Genomic DNA, 17,610 nt, shown 5'->3' on the forward strand with positions numbered 1-17,610 from the left:
ATTACCTTTTTTAGAAAACCAACCCTACGATAAGGACATGAACAAAACGGACAAAACGAACGGACACCTGTGTCCGTACTTGTGTCCGTACCCTAACGTCTGGTGGCACCCGCTAAAAATACCCCAATAATAAAAAAAGCGGGTATGTTACAGTTCCTACACTACCCCATTAATTAAACAATACCGCTAAGAATCCACCGCCACTCTTTTTGGCTGGACGACGAGCCTTTTTTACTGGACGACGAGCCTTTTTGGCTGGATGACGAGTCTTTTTTACTGGACGACGAGTCTTTTTTACTGGACGGCGAGTCTTTTTTACTGGACGACGAGTCTTTTTTACTGGACGACGAGTCTTTTTTACTCGATTAAAATGCAAAAAGATTCATATTGGCAAGTTTTTGCTGATAAAAATGATTCCCAAATGCTGCACGTCTTGAAAAAATGGGGCGTAAAAAAAGAGACTGTCCAAAAAATGCACCATCCTGTCATGGCTACTAAAGCGAGAATTTACCAGCTATTAATAGCAGGTCTCCTTCTTAGCTCAGAGTGACAAACGACAGATGGATTACTTTTCAGACAGCCCCTTCTTAAACCACTTGGGACTTAGAACCTTTACTGATCTGTTTTTTTACGGTACGGACGAATAAAACGTTGGCTCAAATCCTCATAAATAGGCTTAGCCGTAGCAATCCCCTTACTTTGCGCCTCCTTAATTTGGCCATAATACAACAACGCCGATTGCAAAGCTTCACTACCCGCTAACATAATCGTATCGTTTACATCAGTAGATAACTGAGAAGCTAAATTGCCTATAGGACTTAAAGAACTCACCACCGCCTCATCCTTTAAAAACTCCGCTTTGTCCATATACACAGGCACAAACTCGGGATTGGTTTCTACATACGACTTGATTTTTTGCACCGTAGCCACAGTTTTATTACCCATTTTAAACAGCGTCGAACGATCTTCGGCAGTTAAGCCCTGCAAATAAGGCGCTAAAGCTGTTTTGCATTCTTGTAATTTTAGTGTTACCGTATCAATTACTTCTTGAGGAATTGTGATACTCATTTGATTTTTAGTTGCCATTGATTGTAGTTTTGCAATTAAACAAAAGTTATTAAAAGATATAAAAAGATATTTTTAGTTTAATAAATTAATAAAAAAACAAAGTAAAAACGAAATATTTTAAGAAATATTGTATTGCATTTTTATTGTATATAAACCGCGAAAACACCTCAAATACCTATAAAAAAACCAAAAACTTCATATAAATTACACTTCACCCAGAACTTCGTTTTCCTACAAAAGGATAAAAAAAACAGTTATGATTCACACAATAGGAGGGAGGAATCCTTTTTTAACCTACAAAGCTCGTGGTATATTACCCCTTTATTGAATTGATAAAGACTATTATTTTCAACTTTTTAGATTCTATTTTTAGCCTCTTGATTATTCCTCCGAATGTCACGCCCTTTATGAGAACCCTCCTTGTGTCGGGATGACAAGAACCCGATTAAAAGTATAAAAACAAAAAATCAAATATTATATATTTTTTTTATATTTGAATAATGAAAAAATAACATAAATAGTACAAAAAAAAACAAATCAAATAAATTGTAACAAATAACTAAACGATATGGATACTTTCAACAGCGATTATGGAAGACTCAACCATCCTGACGACATAGCAAAATACGCCTCATTACGTTCCTTTAAAGACTTTTTAGCCGACAAATCCAGTCCATTAGTCTACTGCACCCTTACCATAGAAGGCAAATCCTTCCTAGAAAAATCCCATTTTAACCTACAGTTCCATCAAAAAACCAACGAACACGACACCTTTACCCTAGATACCCGTGCCGATTCCCTAGACAACGAAGAAGCCTACATCATGGAACATTCTAAAAGCTACCTAGGAAAAACCATACACATCCACCTGCACCGATTTGGAGAAATAAAACAAACCTTTACAGGCATTATAACCCATTTAAACCTTTTAAAAAAAGACGGTTACGGCAGACTATATATTACAGGACACGCTCCTACCATTATGTTAGAACAAGGACTTGAATCCCAAAGTTTTGAAAACAAAACCCTAGAAGAAATCTTTCAAGACATAACCGCCCAATACCCCAAAGACACCCTTCATACCATTGTCCGAAACAACAACACCCAAAATGTGTTGCCTTACACCGTACAATACAACCAAACGGATTACCAATTTTTACAACAACTTGCCATACGCTATGGCGAATACCTGTATTACAACGGACAGAGCCTAGTGTTAGGCAACAAAGTAGGCCCTAAAATCATAAACCTAGACGAAAGTGTAGACCTAGTACACGTATCCTTTGAAATATCAGTAAAACCACAACAATTTACCTACACCACCTACGATGTAGAATCAGGCACCAGCCTACAACGAGATAGCGCCTCAGCTCAATTACAAAACAAAGTCAACCCCTACCAACTAGTAGCCCTAAAAGCCTCAAAAAACGTATTCCATAAAAAACCCAACAAGCTCCACAACCCCACGGGTATCAACAACCGAACCGATAAAGAGCTACAAGATGCCGTACGAAAACAAAAAGAACTCAGAGAAAACCTGATGATCGTAAAAGGCAAAAGCAAAGACCCCCAACTCAAACAAGGCGATCTAACCAAACTGGTTGATATAAACGACCGCCCTATGGAAACCTATCGCATCATAGAAATTCAACATTTTCATGATGGCAATAGCTATTACAACGAGTTCGTAGCCATTCCCGATTTATGGACCCCTCCTTATTTTGACGACAACACCTATCCTAATTGCGAAGAACAAACCGCACGGGTAGTAGACAACAACGATCCTATGAGCATGGGGCGTGTACGCGTACAATTTCCATGGCAAGAAAGAAAAAACCAAAAAACCCCATGGATTCGCCTAATACAACCCCACTCAGGAGCAGGCAAAGGATTTCATTTTATCCCCGAAATAGGCGAAGAAGTTCTTGTAGGTTTTGAAAGCGGCAATGCAGAAAAACCTTTTGTACTAGGCACTCATTATAACGGAAGCGAAACCAGTGGGTACCATACTAGCGGCAATGATGTAAAAGCCATTCATACCCGATCTGGAACTAAAATTATTCTAAACGATGCCCAAGGTTCTGTTTTTATAGAGGATCCTAGCGGCAACACTTGGACGATGGACGGTCATGGGAATATTAATGTGAATGCGCCTAATGATATTACTATGAATGCTGGTGGAAATATTAGCATGACAGCAGGAATGAATATTACAACCTCCGCTGGTATGAATATAACTGAAAGTGCTGGAGCTAATAAATCAGCAACAGTGGGTATGATCAATAGTTTATTCGTAGCAGGCAATAGTTTAATAGATGTCAAAGGTAACTTAATAGAGAATATTATTGGAAATCTAGAATCGCACACTGAAAAGGAAAGGATTACAAATAGCCAAAAAGGAATTACCTCTAGTAGTGAAGGCGAAATAGCTAAACATTCCAAAAAAGAAGCAAAAATAAACAGTGCTGAACAATCTAAATCTTTTTAAAAAATGACTAGGATAAGAAATGTTGGCGGAAAAATTATAGAGACAACAAAAGGAAATGATATTTGGTATGCCAAAGAAGATATAGTATTAAATTCACTTAAATCTATAAGTTTTAAAGGTGATGAAAAAGGTGTGAGCTATGGGAAGCCTGAAGATCCTCCAGAATTTAAAATTGAGTCACAAGAACAAGTAGTATTTATAGAATCTGATTTATATTTTAAAAACACAGGAATATTAAAGCCCCCTTATTTAAACAGTAAAGATGTTTTTGATTATATAACCTCAAAACCATTTGTTGCTGGAATAAAAGGGATCTTTGGGAAAGATATTAAACATTCTTCAATTAAGAAATTGATGGAAAATTTAAAAAATGGATCTGTCCCAAAGTTAAATTGGAAAGCTAAAAAAGGACTTTCAGAATCAGAGTTAGGTTTTTATGATCAAAAAACAGTTTACTTAAATGAAAATTTAATATTTGAAGCGGAAAAAGATTCAAAAAAGAGTTGGTTATTATTTAGAGTAATGATTGAAGAGACAGGTCATTACATTGAGGATCTTTTAAGAAATTATTATGATGATATTGGTGGAGAAACGTCTGGTGATGAAGGAACAATTTTTGCGGCTGATTTTATAAAATATAATAATTTATTAAATAAGGATTTTAATTATGCTTCTTTCAAGATTAAAAATTCAAAAGGAGAAATTCGTGATTTTGAAGGAAAAGTGGATAGTAATAATCCATCAAGAGAAGAAAAATCAAAAGATCTAATCTTCATTGAAGATGATTTAGACGACCATGGCTTGGTAACCCTTAAAAATGGTGAAAAAATAAATGTAGAGTTTTTTAAAATTAGAGGTGGTGGTGCTATCCATGAAGAGATTACAAAAACAGCGGCTAAGAAGGTAGGATTTGTTTATGACTATCGTTTAGATGAAGGATGTGCATGGCCAGATGTTCCTTGTAATAGTAACAATATTGAAACTTGTTACTATCGAACTTGGCGAGATTTAGATAAGAAGGGCACACTTGCCTACGAAAGTCACAATGGAAGTAAACAATTTTGGCATTCAATGGCACCAAAAGGGAAAAACACCAATGAACAAGTTAGAAGTTTAATTGTTAACCAGGCTAAAATTTGGTTTACTGAAGCCATTAAGAGGAAAGGTGATGATGGTTTATTTGAAATAGGAAAGATATTGCATATGGTACAAGATTCATATTCATTATCGCATGTGCAGAGAAATAGTAAAGATGAAATAATTAAATTTCAGGGCTATGATGCACAAGATTCTCACAAGCATGGGGAGCCTGACAAACAAGGAAAATCAAAGGAGGCTATGAAGGCAACTGTGGCTTCTGAAATTGTATTGTTAGTTTTTAAACGACACCGAGAAGAATGGAAAGACTTGAAAGTTTCAATAAAAGTCCTTGAAAATGTGTTGCTTGAAAAAATTTATCCTATAGAAAAAGGACAAGAAAACAAAATTGCGGGAGGATCTCTCGAGGCTTATAAAAAATAAAAAATCATGAATAAAGTTATTCCGTTTATAATATTTATATTTCAATTATTATCAATTGTAAGACTTTGGTATGTGCATAAATATCAAAGTTCAAAAATTCCATCAGATTTTATTGAATTTATTATTTTTTCAGGGGTTAATATAATTATATTGATTTTAGCATATTTTTATGTTTCAAATCTAAGAAATTCTGTTTGGCTATTTCCAGTAAGCATTTCAATAATTACAATAATAATAATGATAATCATACTCTTTATTATGTTAATAAATAAGTATTGATTTCCGTTTTTTTTAATTAAATGAGCTACAGGAAAGATAGAAAAAGCACCTTACACTGGCAATGGAAAATCGTTAAAAAAATGTGCAATGAAACAATTGATAATTAATGCAATTTTATCACTATTAATGATGAATTGTAAAGGACAAATAACCTACGCTAAAAACACTAACAATCCAAAAAAAGATACAATGGAATACTTTAATAAAGATAAATATAAAGATTTGCCTGTCAATAAAAATAGACTATCATCAACAACCGAACCGATAAAGAGCTACAAGATGCCGTACGAAAACAAAAAGAACTCAGAGAAAACCTGATGATCGTAAAAGGCAAAAGCAAAGACCCCAACTCAAACAAGGCGATCTAACCAAACTAGTTGATATAAACGACCGCCCTATGGAAACCTATCGCATCATAGAAATTCAACATTTTCATGATGGCAATAGCTATTACAACGAGTTCGTAGCCATTCCCGATTTATGGACCCCTCCTTATTTTGACGACAACACCTATCCTAATTGCGAAGAACAAACCGCACGGGTAGTAGACAACAGCGATCCTATGAGCATGGGGCGTGTACGCGTACAATTTCCATGGCAAGAAAGAAAAAACCAAAAAACCCCATGGATTCGCCTAATACAACCCCACTCAGGAGCAGGCAAAGGATTTCATTTTATCCCCGAAATAGGCGAAGAAGTCCTTGTAGGTTTTGAAAGCGGCAATGCGGAAAAACCTTTCGTACTAGGCACTCATTATAACGGAAGCGAAACCAGTGGGTACCATACTAGCGGCAATGATGTAAAAGCCATTCATACCCGATCTGGAACTAAAATTATTCTAAACGATGCCCAAGGTTCTGTTTTTATAGAGGATCCTAGCGGCAACACTTGGACGATGGACGGTCATGGGAATATTAATGTGAATGCGCCAAAAAACATGATCTTTACCGCAGGCGAAGATATGATTATTAATGTAGGCAAAAACATGAGCACAACTGTTGGTATGAATATCTCCGAAAGCGCAGGAATCAACAAAAACGAAACCATTGGAGCCATGAAAAATACTACAGTTGCAATGGATATGATGACGATAGTAACAGGTAAGTTAACGGAAGTTATTCAAGGAGATGTGCATAGTGAGACTAAAAAAGGCAAGACCTCCGTCAGCTCAGATAAAGGAATGGATATAACAAGTACAAAAAATTTAAATAAACATTCAGGCGAAGAAGTTCAAATAAATTCAGCTAATAAATCTAAGCAATATTAATTATGAGTAGAACTAGAATTGTTGGAGGGAAAATTACAGAAATTGTTGGAGGTGAATATAACATTTATTCTGAAGGACCTATTACTTTAACTTCTTTAGAAGGAAGTGTTAATATAACCGCCAAAAAAGATATAAAATATGGTGAGCCTGAAAGCCCTCCTATAGGCCCAAACCCCGAGATTAAGCCTAAATGTTTAGTATATTTTAGACCGCACGATAATTATGACAGTGAGTTTGGTTTTGACTGGCTTCGAACTGGTGACACCAAAAAAAAAGGAGATTCTTGGTTTGGTAATATTATGAAAGCGACAATGTAACCGTTTTTAAAGACACTAATCATTGGAATGTCAATTTTAAAAAAGACCTTCGAATGTATGATCGTTTACTACGTGATTATACCCTTTTTAACATTCCTTGGAAACAAAAAAAAGGAAAAAATGCTTTTATATACCCCACACCAATTATCACATTATTAGAAGGAAAAACAGCCACTTTCAATTTAAAAATAGAAATAGAAGAATTACCTAAAAAACTAACACTTGAATTTAAAGAAAAGGAAGCAACAAAACATTTGTCACTAAATGTACAGCAAATAAGCGGTTTGAGTAAAGGCAAACAAACCAAATCGAATTTTTTAAAAATAACGTGCAATAAAGCTTTTGATACGACACAAACCTTGTATGTAAAAGCAGATGGTGAAATTTGTGGTGCTTTAAAAATACACCCCAATACTCCTAAATTCCAAAAGAAAATTAATGTAGTGTTTGTAAAAGTAAAGACTGATATAAATGGAAAAGTTGTTAAAGGATTACCTATTACAGGAGGAGATGCTTTTTTCAAAAAATGCTTAAACCAAGCCTTAGTAATTCCGAATTTAGTGATAGAATCAACTTTTTTAGACTGTACAGGAAACTTACTATGGAATACTTTTAAAAATAAATTTTGTCCTCAAACGATAACCGATAAGAAAGGGGTAACAAAAAATGTACTTTCGTCCGATGCTGGACTTAGGAATTATTTAGAAGATCAATTAAAAGATCAATTTGGCGATAAATACAAAGGGTATTACACCGTATTTTTTATTGGAGAAAAGTTTTATAGTTTTAAAAACGGGGTGCATACAGGTTATTTAAACGGGTTTTCTTATTTTAACACTACCTTTGGCGTTTATTTCAACGGGCATAACGAGGGAACATTAGCACACGAATTAATGCACGCTATGCAATTACCACACACCTTTGATGGACTTTCTGCAGCTGCAAAATTTACTTATATGGCAGGTCAAACAGATAATATTATGGATTATTCCCATCAGCCACAATTTGGTAATATCAGAAGGAAAATCATTTACTATTGGCAATGGAAACTTTTAAATTTCAAAATTTTATAGCAATGAAGACATTTTTAAAAACTTTACTTTTAACTTTCTTTATAAGTTTAGTGGCTTGTAAAGGACAAAATAAAAATACTATGATAGAAAAATTTGATTTTGAGATATATAAAAAGACGGAATATGGTTTGAAAAGATATTCGAAGGAAAATGGAAATTGTATAATTGGTATGGAATTTACTGAAAATAAAGGAGGTTCACAAGATGAAATGTTACCCTTGCCTTCATTTCTTAAAATGTACAAAGAATTTTATGCGAATGGTAATCTCAAACGTAAAGAAACTTACATAGGAGAAAATGTCAAAATAGGCATTTCTGAATACTATGATGAAAACGGTACTTTAGATAAAAAAGTAAATGAAGATGAAAAATTCGGCAAAATTAAATATAGTGATTGTTTAACTTTTTTAGACAAAAAGGGCTATATCGATTTAAAAACAGGTAAAGGAAGAGAAAATGAAAATCAAAGTCCTGTTTTTGAATTAGATTATAGTGAGTCTGACAATATGTGGTACATCACAGTTGTTGAAGGAAAAGTTATAAAAACACCACCTGACAATAGTATTGGCGAACCAAGTGGCTGGTTACCTATAGTTTTTAAAATGGATGGCGAAACTGGAAAAGTAACAGAAGAAAAATAATTTTTTAGGCTTCCAAAAATAACTGGAAGCCTTTTTAATGATATTTCACAGCATACATTTGATGGACTTTTCTGCTACTGCAAAATTTATCTATATAACAGGTCAACAGATAACATTATGGATTTTCGCATCAACCACAATTTGGCTATGTTAGAAGGAAAATCATTTATCATTGGCAATGGAAGATATTAAATACTAAAATAAAATTAAAATGAATAGATTTTAAAAAACACAATTCAACTTATGAAGAGAATTAAAGTTATTATACTAGGTATTATGCTTCTTTTTAGTTTGTTATCTTGTGATAACAGAAAGATAAAATCAAGTTTAGGATTATCAAAATATTGTAATTGTGAAAACGAAATTAAACCTGATACGGTTTTTTATGCAACAAAAATTCAATTGAATAAAAGAGAAAATAAAAATATATTAAAATTTAATTGTGCTAATTTATCAATAGGAATTGCTTCAGTTGAAGATGAAAATAGAGAGGGTGAATATTGCGCAAATCTATATGATATTGAGTGTGTAACCGATTATTCTAAAGAATATATATTAGCTGAAAAATTTACTTATTATTCTTCAGCGTCAAAACATTTAGATGCAACAAGCAAAGATGCTCAAAATTTATTTTTTAGTGAAATAAAAAATATTCAAAACTTATATTTTGAATTTAAAATGAACAATAATAAAGAAATAATTTCTATTAATAAATTAGATATAGAATAAAATTTATTAATAACCTAATTAAGGGTTAAAAAAAGTTTATTTTTTGTTAAAATAAGTGTTGTAATATTTGCATAAAAGTAGTTTATAATTGGCAATGGAAAGTTTTAAATTCCAAAATATTATAACGATGAGGACATTTTTAAAAATTTTACTTTTAACTTTCTTTATGAGTTTAGTGGCTTGTAAGGGACAGGCTAAAAATACTATGATTGAAAAATTTAATTTTGAAGTGTATAAAAAAACAGAATATGGTGAAAATAGATATTTAAAAAAGGATGGGTTTGAAATTATTGAAATGGCTTTTATAAAAGATAAAAAAGGTTTTCAAAGAGAATTTGAGCCTAAACCATCTTTTAAAAAAATCTATAAAAGGTTTTATGGTAATGGTAATCTAAATAGTAAAGAAACTTACATAGGAGAAAATGTCAAAATAGGTATTTCTGAATATTATAATGAAGACGGTACTTTAGATAAAAAGGTAAATGAAGACGAAAAATTTGGCAAAATTAAATATACAGATTGTCTAGCATTTTTAGAGAAAAAGGGTTATATCGATTTAAAAACAGGAAAAGGAAGAGAAAACGGAAATCAAAGTCCAGTTTTTGAATTAGATTATAGTGAGTCTAACAATATGTGGTACATCACAGTTGTTGAAGGAAAAGTTATAAAAACACCACCAGAAAACAGTATTGGCGAACCAAGTGGCTGGTTACCTATACTTTTTTAAATGGATGGCGAAACTGGAAAAGTAACAGAGGAAAAATAAATAAAAAGACTTCCAAAAATAACTGGAAGTCTTTTTAATAATATTTATCAGAATACCTTTATAGGGTGACTGTTGTTGTAAAATTATTTTCATTGGTCTGTACGCGCAGATGCATTTGGGCTTAATGAGCGTACAAATGCCTTAGGGATAGAACCTGGTCCACAAACTTTTGACAAACGCAAACGAGAAATACAAAATGGATAAATTAATACAACAAGCAATGGTACTATTACTTTTGTTTACTATAAGTTGCAATACGATGAAGAAAGAAGCACCACCGCAATGGACACCCGAGATGTGTCAGCCTAATATTAACGGCAATGAAAGTATTTATAATATAGAACTAGTAGAAGACGAAATATACACCCTTGAAGGAAAAATAGCCCACATGCCCTTTGGCGGTTCCTCTGGTGAATGGGGGGCTTCTGGTAAAAGTTATACAGATCAATACGGCACTCCTATAGGCGCTACTATTGTATATTATGCAGGCTATGAAGACAAGTTTTATAGGCTAGAGGCGAAATTTGACGTAGAAAAAATGAAAAGACTCGTAAAAGAAATTCATTATCCTGATGAATCTTTTTTGTACCAAGAAGATTTAAATCCTGATGAGCCTTATAAACCAGGAATGTTTAATTCGCTTATCTTTGGTTTTGCCCCACAAGGTATGGTGGTGGTATGGGCAGGGTATCTTGGAGCAAAAATAGAAGTAGGACGTTTTCAGGCAAAAGAAATTACAAACAAAGAAGAGGATAAAGCTTTTGAAAAACGATTGTTTGCCAGCTGGTCTATGAATAGAGCACAGGTAAAAGCCCGCGATTTTATGCCCAATGCCTCTTGTGCCCTATGGGACACTTACCGTAAGCGTTACCATATTGCCCTTGATGCTACCTCTGAAAACAAAAAATTTAAATTATTTTATAAAGAATGGTGGTCTTTTAATGGTGAAAATAAGTCTTACTTTAGACCCGAAATACTCACACCTACTCCCGTGAGTAGAGCCTTGCCCAATAGAATTATTATAGATTGGGAAACGGGGTATAAAGATACGTATAGAGGATTGGTATTTTTAAACGAAGAGGCTATTTTTAATCATTTTAAAAACATCCCTGAGGGAAGTACCCATCGTTTTCATGTAAAAATAGCGGCTGATAATTCTGATATGGAGCTTTTTGTTGACAACACAAAAATAGAAGTAGATAGCATGCGTATATGGCCTAGTTATGAACCTGGCGAATACAAAGATTCCTATAAAGAAAATGAAAAATAAACAGCGTATAACACTACGAGCGGGTGGTTATATAACTATTACCAGCAAAAAAGGAATAGTCTATCCTTTTGAAAAATATGCACTGCTAGATCAATACCCAAACCGTACTATTGATATTATAGCGTATCCTAAAGCTCCTACTATTATTTCATTAAACTGATAGAAGCGGATAATTATGGTATATCGCAAATAGTTTTTGGTAACGCAAACGAGAAATACAAAATGGATAAATTAATACAACAAGCAATGGTACTATTACTTTTGCTTACTATAAGTTGCAATACGATAAAAGAAGCACTAGGAGTAACTGGATTAGGATTCTGACTCCGCACGCAGAGTCGGGCAAAGGATTTCATTTTATCCCCGAAATAGGCGAAGAAGTTCTTGTAGGTTTTGAAAGCGGCAATGCGGAAAAACCTTTTGTACTAGGCACTCATTATAACGGAAGCGAAACCAGTGGGTACCATACTAGCGGCAATGATGTAAAAGCCATTCATACCCGTAGCGGTATAGAAACCCTTGCAAACGATGCTGAGGGAAGCTGGAAACAAAGCACCCCAGATGGTAACTACTTACAATTTGATGGACAAGGCAATGCTACACTTAATATCCCTAAAAACTTCAATATAATGGTAGGTAATGATGTTACGATAACCATAGGAGGGAATTTGTATAAATTGGTAGCATTGAACGAAAATGATACCATAAGTGGTACATCTACAGAAAGTATAGGAGGTGTAAAAAACACGTATATAGGAATGGATATGATGACTCATATAACGGGTAAATTAGTAGAGGTCATTCAAGGGGATGTGCATAGTGAAACAAAAAACGAACGTAAAGAAACATCTGAAAAGCCAATAATTATATTAAGCAACGAATCTATTTTTAAAAATTCTGATAAAAAAATATTCATAACTAGTTCTGAAAACACAAACATTTTTTAAATATGAGTAGAACAAGAATTATTGGAGGAAAATACACTAAAATGATAGGTGGAAATTATTATATCAACTCAAATGAAAATATAAGTCTAATTTCAGGAAATAAAGTTTTTTTAAATGCAAAAGGGGGTGTTCATCGTAAAGATTTAGAAATTGAGGAAGACTCAAATATGAAACAAATATTAAGTGCTGAATGGATACCAAATACTTCAAATGAAAAATTAATTGAAATTGGTGACAAAGTATCCATTTTAGTTAAAACAAGAAACTATAAAAAAGATGAAATTATTAAAATTTCAATAAAGAATACTTTTAATAATGATGATATTTTTATAAATGGTAAAGTTGATGAAAAAGGAGAAGTTTTAGTTCAAAATATCTATTTAAATTTGATATAAATATGGGTAAAATCAAATTTTATTTTTCACAAATTGAAGACAGTAAGAAATTTCAAAATAAAGAATTAAATGTAAAACTTAAAACAAACATTTTAATTTGTTTTGAAAATCTATCATATACTCAATTTTCAGACACAATACAATTTAATTGGGAAATTAGACGCTTGAATCATATTAGTGATTTAAAAAATATATTAAATGAATTTGAAGAAATTAATAATATTGCTTTGATTCATCATGGTGGTTTGTATTCATCAATAATTACTAATGATATAGAAAAAATCAAACTAAACGAGAAGATGATTTGCGAATATATTCCTAATGTATTTGATGCATTATCAAATGATGAAAAATCTTTAGATATTGAAATAGTCGCAGATATTATGCATGAACGTTCTAAATTTCTTTATAAAAATGGTATTGAAAGGAAATATTTTATAGGATATTTATATTTAAAAAAAATGATTTCATCTATTTCAGATAATGGGAATTATTTCTCAATCGCCTGTGATGAGGCCGATACTGATGAAACTCTGAAAGCATTAGGCAATTTAACAGAAAAAAAAATAAAAATTTTTGGAAATACTAATTTAACTACTATTGGGTATTCAATTACATACAAATATCAAGGTATCGATGTTTCAGGTGTTGGTTCAATATTAAATATACCGTTAACAGACTCATGGGATAACAAACTGGGTTGGAAATATTTTGATACAGCAGAAAAAAAAGTTGTTATTACAAATAAAGATTTGGTTTTAAAAGGCACTGGTAAAACTCCTTATAAACTAATAGAGAGAAATTTTTATACAAAAGGTCAAGATTATATATATGTAATACTGTATTATTCAAAAAAAGTTAAAAATTGGTTTTTAAAAAACAGTAATGAAATTGAATATAAAAATTGGAAAAATGAAATTAAAAAAAATTATCATAATAAGCTTATTAACGATTAATATAAGCTATGTTTTTAGTCAAAACTTAAATTCAATTCAATCAAAATATTGTAAAAAGGAATATAAAAAATTGCATAATAAAATACTATTTAAAAAGAATGATAAATTTAAATTTCCTACAAACTTTAAAAGCACAAAAACTTTTAAAATGTTTAATATTCCAGCAAACATTAGGTTGAATCTATTTCCTTTTAAACAATATGATTCTATTTTTATTGCAATACCAAAACATCAAGAGGACGTAACGGATGACTATTTTTCGGATGAAAAAAATTATTTAAAAAAACAGTTGCTAACTCAAGAACAAAAGAACTATGTTTCCGATATATTATTTAATTATTACAGAGATAAAAGTCAAGGTATATTCACAATAGAATCAGTAACATGTAAAAACAACTTACATGATGTATATTTAATTTTACTTTTTAAAAAAAATAACAATCTAATATATATAGCACTTAACGAAAAAGGTTATTCTAAAGATAATTTTTTAAGAGAAGAGAGTTTTGAATTGGATATAAATGAGTTTAAAACTAATAACCTTTTCAAATATTTTAATTTTTATTTGCAGTAAGTAAACATTAATCCTTGTTTGATACACTACTATCCGCTAGACTCGTTAAGAATCCAAAGACTAGGAAGAGTAAATCTTGGGAACGTTTGGAAAACAACCTCATATTTATGTGTGACTAATTCGCACGCAGGCTCGGGCAAAGGATTTCATTTTATCCCCGAAATAGGCGAAGAAGTCCTTGTAGGTTTTGAAAGCGGCAATGCAGAAAAACCTTTTGTACTAGGCACTCATTATAACGGAAGCGAAACCAGTGGGTACCATACTAGCGGCAATGATGTAAAAGCCATTCATACCCGATCTGGAACTAAAATTATTCTAAACGATGCCCAAGGTTCTGTTTTTATAGAGGATCCTAGCGGCAACACTTGGACGATGGACGGACAGGGGAATATTAGTGTGAATGCACCAAAAAACATGATCATTACCGCAGGCGAAGATATGATTATTAATGTAGGCAAAAACATGAGCACAACTGTTGGTATGAATATCTCCGAAAGTGCAGGAATCAACAAAAACGAAACCATTGGAGCCATGAAAAATACTACAGTTGCAATGGATATGATGACGATAGTAACAGGTAAGTTGACGGAAGTTATTCAAGGAGATGTGCATAGTGAGACTAAAAAAGGCAAGACCTCCGTCAGCTCAGGTAAAGGAATGGATATAACAAGTACAAAAAATTTAAATAAACATTCAGGCGAAGAAGTTCAAATAAATTCAGCTAATAAATCTAAGCAATATTAATTATGAGTAGAACTAGAATTGTTGGAGGGAAAATTACAGAAATTGTTGGAGGTGAATATAACATTTATTCTAAAGGACCTATTACTTTAACTTCTTTAGAAGGAAGTGTTAATATAACCGCAAGACAAGGAATTACGCACGGAAATCCAGAAACTGCTCCTACAGTTAGCAAAATAACCACCGAATGTATTGTTGAGTTTAGAACAAAACAAGACGGCAGTTATACCGGACAATTTGGTTTTGACTGGTTGCGTGAAGATGATAATGGTTTAACAACAGAAGCTAAGTACTACGATTGTTTAGAAAATGGTTATGAAGCCCCTAATGGCAGAGCTCCACATAGAGACGTAAACACTGAATACGAATCTAAAGACGAAGGCTTTAAGGCACTACAAAAAGAATACAATAAAATACCTATTGATATAATTCCTAGACCAGCAACTGCACCGTTTACAAAAGATTATTTTGTTCCTTACCTAAACCTATTCCCCAAACCGTATAGTGACGCAGCAACAGTCCCTACGGGTATGCCAAAACCTCCTTTTGAAGCAGAACTCCGCACACTAGTAGAAGTAGGCGGAACAGACGAGCCTGACCAAATAAGAATAGTTTTTGACAAACGCTATTTTGAAATAAATGGTAAAGATGGAAGCGATGCAAATCCTGTATTAATCAGCGACAAAGCACTTGGAGCAAAACGTGAAGCTACTGCCGATACCATAAAAATAAAATGTATTGAGGGATTTACAACAAAACAAGAAATAAAAGTTTTTGTTTACCCTAAAGGTACACTTGCAAAACCCGCAGCCGAACAAATTTTTGCCCGTAAATTGGCTGGCGAGATTATTGTATTACCTAATAAGAATACAACAGGACAAAATGCAGTGAAAAATATTAAAGAACAAAAGTTTGTGTTTGTGCAAGTAAGAACTAATTTATTAGGAGGTTTAACAAATATTAAGTTAGGAATTTTTACAGATTCGGAGAAAAAAAGTTTTCGAAATTCATTATACCAATCTTTAATTTTTCCAAAAATAGAAGATAAAGATACATCTGGAAATATATTGACATTTGATTTAACAACTGATATTGATTATAGTAGAGGTGGTAAATTTGACTTAGGAGGTAAATATAATGAGGATTATAGAAGTGGTGCCACTGATAAAGTTCCTCATTTTTTTAAAGATATGCGTACCAAATTTTTAGCATTACCGGGGAATAGCAAATACAAGGATTATTTTACAGTATTTGTGATTGCTGATGATGTTTATGATAATGCAGCTGGACAAATTCAAGAAATTGGGATTAAAAATTTAGTTTTATTTAAAGGTAGAAATGATTTAACATTAAGTCACGAAGGTTTACACGGATTAGGTCTATTCCATGCGCATAAAGATGGTGTAATTACCAATCCAAATCAAAAATTTGCATACAAACATGCACATACAGATTCTCTTCATGGTACAGATAACATTATGAGCTATAATGGAGTATTAAGAAAAACAACATGGAAATGGCAATGGGAAATTATTAAAAAAAATGCAAAATGAGAAGTATAATATTAATTACAAGTATTTTTATCTTTATATCTTGTAGGAGCCAAATAAAATCAAACACAGAAATTAATAATATGAAAAAATTTGATGTAAATCAATATATAGATTTGCCAACTGATGACATAACTGGGATGCAAATTCAAAAGAATGGAGATATGATCCAATATTTTCCGAATAATAATGGTTATATATTGAAAATAAAAAAGCAGAATAAACCATCTACCCAAACATTTGTGTATAATGATAAATTAAATCTTGTTGCTGAAGGAAATGACTTTTATAATTTCCCTATTAATTCTATTAAAGAATATGATGAAACAGGAAAACTAATTAAAGAAACTAATTTAGATTTACCTTATAAATTTTCGATAGAAGATTTAGAAAAAAAAATGAAAACTCAGTACGATGTTGATATTTATAACGTGAAACAAATTCATTCTATGAACAGGTATGAAGAAAAAAAGCATTTAAATACACCTTTATACGAAATTTGGACTAATCATAAAACTAACACGTTAAAATTCACTTGTTATATTATAAACGGTACAACAGGAGAAACTATTTACGTTGGAGAAAGATTTATAGAAGGCAAGCAAGGAAGCTTACTTGATCAATACTTAAATTCTAAAAAAAATTAAACTACTTGCCCTAACAGTTAATAGTAGATACGCAAATTATTTTATTTTTTTGCTTTGCAGAATTGCCTTATGATATGGTCGTATTTCCAGGTGGCTATTCAGGAACATTAGGTCAGGTGCAAGATATAGGCAAAAAAAATGTATGTTTATTTAAAATCAGAAATGATTATACACTAAATCACGAAGGCCTTCACGGATTAGGATTATTTCATACTCATAAAGATGGAACCATAACCAATAAAAATCAGAAATTTGTTTATAATAAATACAAAACGACAAATATTATGTCGTATGCAAGTGCTTCGGCAGGATTTCCAGCCAATACAAAAGTAACTACTTGGCATTGGCAATGGAAAATTGTAAAATCTAATGTACAGTAAG

Annotated in this window: 21 protein-coding genes; 19 read left to right on the forward strand and 2 right to left on the reverse strand. The window is 32.3% G+C overall.

Going from position 1 to position 17,610, the window contains the following annotated elements; translation table 11 throughout:
* Window positions 1-169 precede the first annotated feature (169 nt).
* Window positions 170-376, reverse strand: coding sequence for a hypothetical protein (locus tag HUE53_RS11420; RefSeq protein WP_192188505.1), 207 nt, complete (start codon window positions 374-376; stop codon window positions 170-172).
* Window positions 377-612: 236 nt separating this feature from the next.
* Window positions 613-1,086: a hypothetical protein gene (locus HUE53_RS11425; RefSeq protein ID WP_065213182.1), complete on the reverse strand. Its 474-nt coding sequence runs from the start codon at window positions 1,084-1,086 to the stop codon at window positions 613-615.
* Between the two features lie 550 nt (window positions 1,087-1,636).
* Here HUE53_RS11425 and HUE53_RS11430 point away from each other — a divergent pair.
* The 19 genes from HUE53_RS11430 (at window position 1,637) to HUE53_RS11520 (ending at window position 17,609) form a co-directional block, all read left to right on the forward strand.
* On the forward strand, window positions 1,637-3,556 hold the full coding sequence (locus tag HUE53_RS11430) for a type VI secretion system Vgr family protein (protein ID WP_192188506.1): 1,920 nt from the start codon (window positions 1,637-1,639) through the stop codon (window positions 3,554-3,556).
* A 3-nt stretch (window positions 3,557-3,559) separates the two neighbouring features.
* Window positions 3,560-5,077, forward strand: a complete 1,518-nt coding sequence (locus HUE53_RS11435; protein ID WP_077225163.1) for a hypothetical protein — start codon at window positions 3,560-3,562, stop codon at window positions 5,075-5,077.
* A gap of 366 nt (window positions 5,078-5,443) precedes the next feature.
* Window positions 5,444-5,674 (forward strand): hypothetical protein, encoded by a 231-nt coding sequence (locus HUE53_RS11440; RefSeq protein ID WP_192188507.1) that lies wholly within the window; start codon window positions 5,444-5,446, stop codon window positions 5,672-5,674.
* A 79-nt stretch (window positions 5,675-5,753) separates the two neighbouring features.
* On the forward strand, window positions 5,754-6,623 hold the full coding sequence (locus HUE53_RS11445; protein WP_225556144.1) for a phage baseplate assembly protein V: 870 nt from the start codon (window positions 5,754-5,756) through the stop codon (window positions 6,621-6,623).
* 2 nt (window positions 6,624-6,625) lie between these two features.
* Window positions 6,626-6,940 carry a hypothetical protein gene (locus tag HUE53_RS11450; protein ID WP_192188508.1) on the forward strand — a complete coding sequence of 105 codons (315 nt, stop codon included), beginning with the start codon at window positions 6,626-6,628 and terminating at the stop codon, window positions 6,938-6,940.
* 53 nt (window positions 6,941-6,993) lie between these two features.
* Window positions 6,994-8,013: a zinc metalloprotease gene (locus HUE53_RS11455; RefSeq protein ID WP_192188509.1), complete on the forward strand. Its 1,020-nt coding sequence runs from the start codon at window positions 6,994-6,996 to the stop codon at window positions 8,011-8,013.
* 2 nt (window positions 8,014-8,015) lie between these two features.
* Window positions 8,016-8,654: a hypothetical protein gene (locus HUE53_RS11460; protein ID WP_123907317.1), complete on the forward strand. Its 639-nt coding sequence runs from the start codon at window positions 8,016-8,018 to the stop codon at window positions 8,652-8,654.
* A gap of 243 nt (window positions 8,655-8,897) precedes the next feature.
* On the forward strand, window positions 8,898-9,383 hold the full coding sequence (locus HUE53_RS11465; protein WP_065213496.1) for a hypothetical protein: 486 nt from the start codon (window positions 8,898-8,900) through the stop codon (window positions 9,381-9,383).
* Between the two features lie 127 nt (window positions 9,384-9,510).
* The gene (locus HUE53_RS11470) at window positions 9,511-10,110 is read left to right on the forward strand and encodes a hypothetical protein (RefSeq protein ID WP_123906709.1); all 600 of its coding nucleotides are present in this window, start codon (window positions 9,511-9,513) and stop codon (window positions 10,108-10,110) included.
* 235 nt (window positions 10,111-10,345) lie between these two features.
* Window positions 10,346-11,419 (forward strand): DUF2931 family protein, encoded by a 1,074-nt coding sequence (locus tag HUE53_RS11475; RefSeq protein ID WP_075348581.1) that lies wholly within the window; start codon window positions 10,346-10,348, stop codon window positions 11,417-11,419.
* On the forward strand, window positions 11,409-11,579 hold the full coding sequence (locus HUE53_RS11480) for a hypothetical protein (RefSeq protein WP_155761355.1): 171 nt from the start codon (window positions 11,409-11,411) through the stop codon (window positions 11,577-11,579). Before HUE53_RS11475 ends, HUE53_RS11480 begins: the two co-directional genes overlap by 11 nt.
* Window positions 11,580-11,694: 115 nt before the next feature.
* Window positions 11,695-12,366, forward strand: coding sequence for a phage baseplate assembly protein V (locus HUE53_RS11485; protein ID WP_065213499.1), 672 nt, complete (start codon window positions 11,695-11,697; stop codon window positions 12,364-12,366).
* Window positions 12,367-12,368: 2 nt separating this feature from the next.
* On the forward strand, window positions 12,369-12,761 hold the full coding sequence (locus HUE53_RS11490) for a hypothetical protein (protein WP_060383334.1): 393 nt from the start codon (window positions 12,369-12,371) through the stop codon (window positions 12,759-12,761).
* Between the two features lie 2 nt (window positions 12,762-12,763).
* Window positions 12,764-13,717, forward strand: coding sequence for a hypothetical protein (locus tag HUE53_RS11495; RefSeq protein WP_065213501.1), 954 nt, complete (start codon window positions 12,764-12,766; stop codon window positions 13,715-13,717).
* Window positions 13,674-14,291 (forward strand): hypothetical protein, encoded by a 618-nt coding sequence (locus HUE53_RS11500; protein ID WP_138425104.1) that lies wholly within the window; start codon window positions 13,674-13,676, stop codon window positions 14,289-14,291. Before HUE53_RS11495 ends, HUE53_RS11500 begins: the two co-directional genes overlap by 44 nt.
* 18 nt (window positions 14,292-14,309) lie before the next feature.
* Window positions 14,310-15,035, forward strand: coding sequence for a phage baseplate assembly protein V (locus HUE53_RS11505; RefSeq protein WP_225556145.1), 726 nt, complete (start codon window positions 14,310-14,312; stop codon window positions 15,033-15,035).
* A 2-nt stretch (window positions 15,036-15,037) separates the two neighbouring features.
* Window positions 15,038-16,585 carry a hypothetical protein gene (locus HUE53_RS11510; protein WP_097609543.1) on the forward strand — a complete coding sequence of 516 codons (1,548 nt, stop codon included), beginning with the start codon at window positions 15,038-15,040 and terminating at the stop codon, window positions 16,583-16,585.
* Entirely contained in the window at window positions 16,582-17,229 is a 648-nt protein-coding gene (locus HUE53_RS11515) for a hypothetical protein (RefSeq protein WP_077225168.1), read from the forward strand. Before HUE53_RS11510 ends, HUE53_RS11515 begins: the two co-directional genes overlap by 4 nt.
* Before the next feature lie 74 nt (window positions 17,230-17,303).
* The gene (locus HUE53_RS11520) at window positions 17,304-17,609 is read left to right on the forward strand and encodes a zinc metalloprotease (protein ID WP_065213505.1); all 306 of its coding nucleotides are present in this window, start codon (window positions 17,304-17,306) and stop codon (window positions 17,607-17,609) included.
* The last annotated feature ends 1 nt before the right edge of the window (window position 17,610 follow it).

The organism is Flavobacterium columnare, from assembly GCF_014844295.1.
In the GTDB taxonomy this organism is placed as follows: Bacteria; Bacteroidota; Bacteroidia; order Flavobacteriales; family Flavobacteriaceae; genus Flavobacterium; species Flavobacterium columnare.